Source organism: Mycobacterium talmoniae (genome assembly GCF_001854525.1).
Taxonomy (GTDB): domain Bacteria; phylum Actinomycetota; class Actinomycetes; order Mycobacteriales; family Mycobacteriaceae; genus Mycobacterium; species Mycobacterium talmoniae.
Genome location: NZ_MLQM01000054.1, coordinates 21143 through 27379, shown reverse-complemented (window position 1 = coordinate 27379; position 6237 = coordinate 21143). Strand labels below are relative to the sequence as shown.

General features: G+C 69.7%; 5 protein-coding genes and 1 tRNA gene. 4 read left to right on the top strand and 2 right to left on the bottom strand.

What is annotated here, in order from left to right; all coding sequences use genetic code 11:
- A partial coding sequence (locus tag BKN37_RS12175; RefSeq protein WP_131823573.1) for a diflavin oxidoreductase occupies positions 1 to 1628 on the top strand: 1628 nt, incomplete at its 5' end.
- A 33-nt stretch (positions 1629 to 1661) separates the two neighbouring features.
- Positions 1662 to 2369: a class I SAM-dependent methyltransferase gene (locus BKN37_RS12170; protein ID WP_071026081.1), complete on the top strand. Its 708-nt coding sequence runs from the start codon at positions 1662 to 1664 to the stop codon at positions 2367 to 2369.
- A 428-nt stretch (positions 2370 to 2797) separates the two neighbouring features.
- On the opposite strand, the gene BKN37_RS12160 is transcribed toward BKN37_RS12170, so the two are convergent.
- Positions 2798 to 2870 (bottom strand) — tRNA-Asn (locus BKN37_RS12160).
- 152 nt (positions 2871 to 3022) lie between these two features.
- Between BKN37_RS12160 and BKN37_RS12155 the strand changes: the two genes are divergently transcribed.
- On the top strand, positions 3023 to 3265 hold the full coding sequence (locus BKN37_RS12155) for a hypothetical protein (protein ID WP_071026079.1): 243 nt from the start codon (positions 3023 to 3025) through the stop codon (positions 3263 to 3265).
- Positions 3266 to 3277: 12 nt separating this feature from the next.
- On the opposite strand, the gene dnaG is transcribed toward BKN37_RS12155, so the two are convergent.
- Positions 3278 to 5176: a DNA primase gene (gene dnaG, locus BKN37_RS12150; protein WP_071026077.1), complete on the bottom strand. Its 1899-nt coding sequence runs from the start codon at positions 5174 to 5176 to the stop codon at positions 3278 to 3280.
- Positions 5177 to 5403: 227 nt separating this feature from the next.
- On the opposite strand from dnaG, the gene BKN37_RS12145 reads away from it, so the two are divergent.
- Positions 5404 to 6234 carry a sensor domain-containing protein gene (locus BKN37_RS12145; protein WP_083341743.1) on the top strand — a complete coding sequence of 277 codons (831 nt, stop codon included), beginning with the start codon at positions 5404 to 5406 and terminating at the stop codon, positions 6232 to 6234.
- Positions 6235 to 6237: the final 3 nt, after the last annotated feature.

Below are 6237 nucleotides of genomic sequence, written 5' to 3'. Positions count from 1 at the left end.
CGACCGACCCCGGACCGGCCCCCGACACCGAGCCGCAGCGCAGCCCGATCGTGCTGTTGTGGGCGTCGCAGACCGGCACCGCCGAGGAAGCCGCCAGCACCTGCGCCGCGCGGCTGAGCGACGCGGGCCTGCCGGTGGCCGTGCACGGCATGGACGACTTCCCGATCGCCGAGCTGGCGACCACCCGCGAGCTGCTGCTGATCACCAGCACCACCGGCGACGGCGACCCGCCGGATAACGGCACCGGCCTGTGGGAGGCGTTATCCGCCGATACCGCACCGCAACTGGGCAACACCCGGTACGCGGTGTTGGCGTTGGGCGACTCCAACTACGACGACTTCTGCGGGCACGGCCGCAAACTCGACGCCCGGCTGGCCGACCTCGGCGCCACCCGCATCGTCGACCGGGTCGACTGCGAACCCGACTACGAGGACGCCGCCACCGGCTGGGTGGCCGCGCTGACCGAGGCCCTGGTCCGCGAACCGGTGCTGGTCGGCGCCGCACCGCCGCCGTACGGCAAGAAGAACCCGCTGATCACCTGCCTGGTGGGCAACACCGTGCTGAGCGGTCCCGGATCAGCGAAAGAGGTGCGCCAGTTCGTTTTTCTGCTCCCGGAAAACACCCTGAGCTATGAGGCCGGCGACGCGCTGGGGGTGTGGCCGCGCCATCACCGCGAGCTGGTCGACGAATGGCTGGGTGTCACCGGGTTGGAGGGTGACGCCCTGGTGGAGGTCGGCGACCATGAACCGATGCTGCTGCGCGACGCGCTGCGGGAGCGGTTCGCGATCGCCCGGCTCAACCCGGACCTGGTGCGGTTCGTCGCCGAACGCAACGGCGACACCGAGCTGCGGGAACTGCTGAAGCCGGAGAACAAGGCCCGCTTCACCGACTGGGCGTGGGGACGCCACCAGATCGACCTGTTCGCCGAATACCCGGTGCAGGTGTCCGCCGAGGAGTGGCTGTCGGTGCTCAAACCGCTACAGCCGCGGCTGTATTCGATCTCGTCGAGCCCCAAGCAGGACCCCTGGGAGGTGCACCTGACCGTGTCGGCGGTGCGGTACGACTTTCGGGGCCGCCCGCGTCGCGGGGTGTGTTCGACCTATCTGGCCGATGCCGCCGAGAACGACGGCATCGGGGTCTTCCTGCAGAAGTCCAACCACTTCCGGCCGCCCACCGCGTCGCCCACACCGATGATCATGATCGGGCCCGGCACCGGCATCGCCCCGTTCCGCGGCTTCCTGCAGGAACGGCGCGCGCTCGGCCACACCGGGCCCAACTGGCTGTTTTTCGGCGAACAGCACGCCGCCACCGACTTCTACTACCGCGACGAGATCACCGGCATGCACGCCGACGGGTTCCTCACCGAACTCGACCTGGCGTTCTCGCGTGATCAGCCGGAGAAGATCTACGTGCAGGACCTGATGCGCGCCCGCGGCGCCGAGCTGTGGCGGTGGCTGCAGGACGGGGCGCACCTGTACGTGTGCGGGGATGCGCAGCGCATGGCCAAGGAAGTCGACGCCACGATCGTGGAAATCGCGCAGCGGCACGGCAACCTCGACCACGACGCCGCCAAGGCCTATGTGAAGGGGCTGTCCTCCGCGGGCCGCTACCAACGCGACGTGTACTAGGCGTTCTGGCGGCGCACTGCGCAGAATGGGGACGTGGTGGCGGCCTTTGACGAGGTGGTGCGGCCCGGGCATCCGTTGCGGGCCGTCGGCGACGGGATCTGGTCGGTCCTGGCCGCCGACGCGGCCGCGCCCGAGGACCGGATGGCGGCGGTCTACGACGGCCTGATCGGCAACCGCGTCTACAACCGGCTGGCCTGGGGTGCCTCACCGCGCGCCTACGCGGACTTCGCCGCGGCCGCGGTCGACTCGGCGCGCGGGCCGCTGCTGGATGTCGGCTGCGGCACAGCGGTGTTCACCGCCGACGCCTACCGGCACGCCCGGCGCCCGCTGGTGCTGGTGGACCGCTCGCTGGGCATGCTGCGCCGCGCCGCGGCGCGGGTCGGCACCGGTCAGGCGATGTTCGTGCAGGCCGACCTGTGGGACCTGCCGTCGATCCGGTTCCGGGACCGGGTGTTCAGCACGGTGGTCTGCTACGGGGTGCTGCACCTGCTCGACGATCCGGCCGCGGCCGTGCGACGGCTGTGCGACCAGGTGGCCCCCGGCGGCACGGTGTATGCGACGGCGCTCGTCGCGCGGACCCGCCGCGCCCGCGCCATGCTGCGCGCCCTGCACCGCGGCGGACAAAGCGCGCCGCCCCGCACCCCCGACGAACTCGCTGACCTGCTGCGCCCGGTGCTGCCCGACCTCACGATCGAGACCGCCGGGGCGATGGCCTACCTGACCGCCCGGCCGGCGCGGTAACACCGCCCCAGGTCGGTCGGCGATACGCCATCCCGCCGCCAGGACCACACCTTAAGCTGGCCAAGTTACGAACCCGAACAAAGGAGTAGCCGATGGCGTGGTTCCTCGCGCTGCAAGGACCGCCCAGCAAGGTCGGCCAGGGGCTGACCTACGAACTGCACGATTCCGCGGATGTCGCGCAGATCACCGAGGAGATGCTCAGTTCGGCGAGCAGCGACCGTCCGGTGGCGATTCCGGCCGTGCTGGGCAACAGGCCGCGGCCGGTGACGGTGTATGTGCGGCCGGCGGTGTGGGGGGCCTGGTCGTTCTACGAGATGACCGAGGAAGAACGCCGCGAAATGCTGGCCGCGAACCCGCTGATCAACGCGGTCGCCCAGGCGGCCAAGCAGAAGCAGGCCAAGGCGCAACAGGGACCGTCGGTGGTGACGCTCCCCCGGCTGGACTCGAACCAGCAACCCTTCGGTTAACAGCCGAATGCTCTGCCAATTGAGCTACAGGGGACTGACCGTCCACGATAGACGCTGTCGCGTCCACGTGGGCTGCGGGACGACTCTAACGTATCGGCGGCGGAGGGTGCGGAGCGGGCCAGCCTGTCCGCCGCCGCCGCGACCGGTGAGGCAGGATGGAGCCATCGATTTGTCTGGAGGGGACCGTTGATCCGGTATTTCGTGGTGCTGGGGTTGGGTTACGTGTTGGGCGCGAAGGCAGGCCGTCGCCGCTACGAGCAGATCGCGGGCACCTATCGTGCCCTGACCGGCAGCCCGGTCGCGCGGTCGGTGATCGATGCGGGCCGGCGCACCATCGCCAACCGGGTCTCCCCCGATCCGCGGATGGTGACGCTGACCGAGATCGACCAGCGCACCGCCGTCGTCGGGCGGGCGGACAACGCGAACTGAGCCGCGCCCGGGTCAGGCGGTGAGGTCGTCGCCGCTGGCCTGCTCCAGCAGGCTGCGCCGGTAGGCCTCCATCGCGACCAGGTCGCCGAACAGGGCGTGGTATTCGTCGCTGTTGTCGACCGGGGACATGCGCTGCAGCTTGGATTTGACCTCGGCGATCTGCCGGCCCACCCACACCTCCTGCAGCCGGGCCAGCACCCCGCCGATGTAGCGCGGCAGCTTGTCCTCGTCGACGCGGATGGCCTCCACCCCGAGCTCGTTGATCAGGCCCGCGGTGGCCGCCGAGGTGGTCTGCTGGCGCACCGCGTCGATCCATTCGGCGCCGGCCACCCCGGCGGTGGTGCCGCCGGCGGCCTGCAGCGCGGTGCGGACCGCGGCGTAGCCGGGGTGGGTGAAGCTCTCGACGGTCAACGTGTCGAACACCGGCCCGGCCAGCGCCGGATACTGCAGCGCCGATTTGAGCGCTTCGCGCTGCGGCCACAGCGTGGGATCGGCCGGGTCGGGCCGGGACACCGCGGGGGCGGCGGGCGCACCGTTGCCGGCCGCGGCGCGCCGGGCGGCGGGTTTGGCGCCGCCGTGGGCCCTGGCCTGGTCGCGGACCCGGCCGATGACCTGCGCGACGTCGGCCCAGCCGACCCAGCCGGCGAGCTGGCGCGCGTACTCGTCGCGCAGCATGGGGTCCTTGATCCGGGCGACCATCGGCACGCAGCGGCGCAGCGCGGCGACCCGGCCCTCGGCGCTGTCCAGGTCCATCTCACCCAACGCGGCCCGGATTGCGAACTCGAACAACGGGGTTCGCCGCGCCACCAGATCCCGCAGCGCCGCGTCACCGGACCGCAGCCGCAGATCGCAGGGGTCCATGCCGTCGGCGGCGACCGCGACGAAGGACTGCCCGGCCAGGTGCTGCTCACCGTCGAGCGCCTTGACCGCGGCGGCCTGACCGGCCGCATCGCCGTCGAACACGTAGATCAGTTCGCCGCGGAAGAAATTGTCGTCCATCATCAGCCGGCGCAGCATGGCCAGGTGCTCGTCGCCGAAGGCGGTGCCGCACGAGGCGACGGCGGTGGTGACCCCGGCCAGGTGCATGGCCATCACGTCGGTGTAGCCCTCGACCACGACGGCCTGATGCCCCTTGGCGATGTCGCGTTTGGCCAGGTCGATCCCGAACAGCACGTTTGACTTCTTGTACAGCACGGTTTCGGGGGTGTTGACGTATTTGGCTTCCATCGGGTCGTCGGGGAAGATGCGCCGCGCCCCGAACCCGATCACCTCGCCGGCCGCGGTGCGGATCGGCCACAGCAGCCGGCGGTGGAACCGGTCGATGGGGCCGCGCCGGCCCTGCCGGGACAGGCCCGCCGCCTCGAGTTCCTTGAACTCAAAGCCCTTGCGCTGCAAGTGTTTGGTCAGACTGTCCCACCCGGACGGGGCGAATCCGCAGCCGAACTGTTTGGCGGCTGCGGCGTCGAAGTTGCGTTCGGTGAGGTACTGGCGCGCCGGGGCGGCCTCCTCGCTGGTCAGCGCCGCGATGTAGAACTCGTGGGCGGCGGCGTTGGCGGCGATCAGCCGGCTGCGGGTGCCCCGGTCGCGCTGGGCGCCGGTGCTGGTCCCGGTGTAGCTGATGGTGTAGCCGATCCGGTCGGCGAGCAGTTCGACGGATTCGACGAAGTTGACGTGCTCGATCTTCTGGAGGAACGCGTACACGTCGCCGCCCTCGCCGCAGCCGAAGCAGTGGAAGTGGCCGTGGTTGGGGCGCACGTGGAACGACGGTGACTTTTCGTCGTGGAACGGGCACAGTCCCTTGAGCGAATCCGCGCCGGCGCGACGCAGTTGCACGTAGTCGGCGACGACGTCCTCGATGCGGACACGTTCACGGATGGCGGCAATATCGCGATCGGGGATGCGGCCGGCCATCGGGCTAGTTTAGAGCGCCGAACCCGGCCGCGATGACGCCGTCGCCGCAGATTGTGCACGGATACCGGCCCGGTGCGGGATAGGGTCAGTCCCGGCGACGGGGACGGGAGGCTGCGATGACCGGTGGGGGTTACCCGGGTGGACCTGGCGGTCCGCCCTACGGCGGCGGCTGGCCGCCGAGCGGGCCCGGTGTACCTCCCGGTCCCCCGCCGCCTGGCTGGCCGGGAATGCCTGCTCCCCCGCCGCAGCGCGGCGGGAAGAACACCCGAATCTGGCTGGTGGTAACGGCGTTGGTCGCCGTGCTCGTGGTGCTGGGGGTGGTGATCTGGCTGGTCGCGCCCAGCAAGTCGCACCACTCGTCAACACACGCCTCGCCGGGGCCCCACGCCAACGCCGGCCCCACAGTTACTGGGGACGCGGTCAAGAAGGTGCTGCTGAATGGCACCGAGCTGTCGAAGATGCTCGGACAACCGTTTGCAGGCACCTTGCTTGACGAGCAGCAATATGGGGGCTTGGAAGCGATGGGCAAGCCGTCGACGGCCGCATCGCCTGATTGCTTTGGGGTCGTGGTGCTCGCATCTAGAAGCGTCTACGAATCCGCGGGTGTGCAAAGCTACGCCGCGGTCGCGTGGGGGCAGGGGACCCCCGACAATCCCGCGTTCATGAACGCCGTCAATTACCGCGTGATCTACGTCAACGAGGCTGTTGTCGCGTTGGACAGCGCCGCGGATGCCGCGGCACTGTTCGCAAAATTCTCCGAACAGTGGAAGCACTGCGACGGGCAAAGGGTGTCTGAACCAGCCGCCGGCCCAGGTGGCGAAAACACCGACTGGAGAATCAACGATGTCAGGGTGACCGACTCCGTCCTTGCGGCAACGGCGCATATGGGCGACGCCGGACCGTATGCGCGGGCCATCGGCGTTCAAGGAAACTGCCTGGTGGAGGTCAGCATGCCGTTCAATAATGCACCCGAGGAGAAAACCGGGACCGCGGATATCAACACCAGCGGCATCGACGTCGCGCGGGCGATGATGGACAAAGTCAGCAAGCTCAGCTGATTT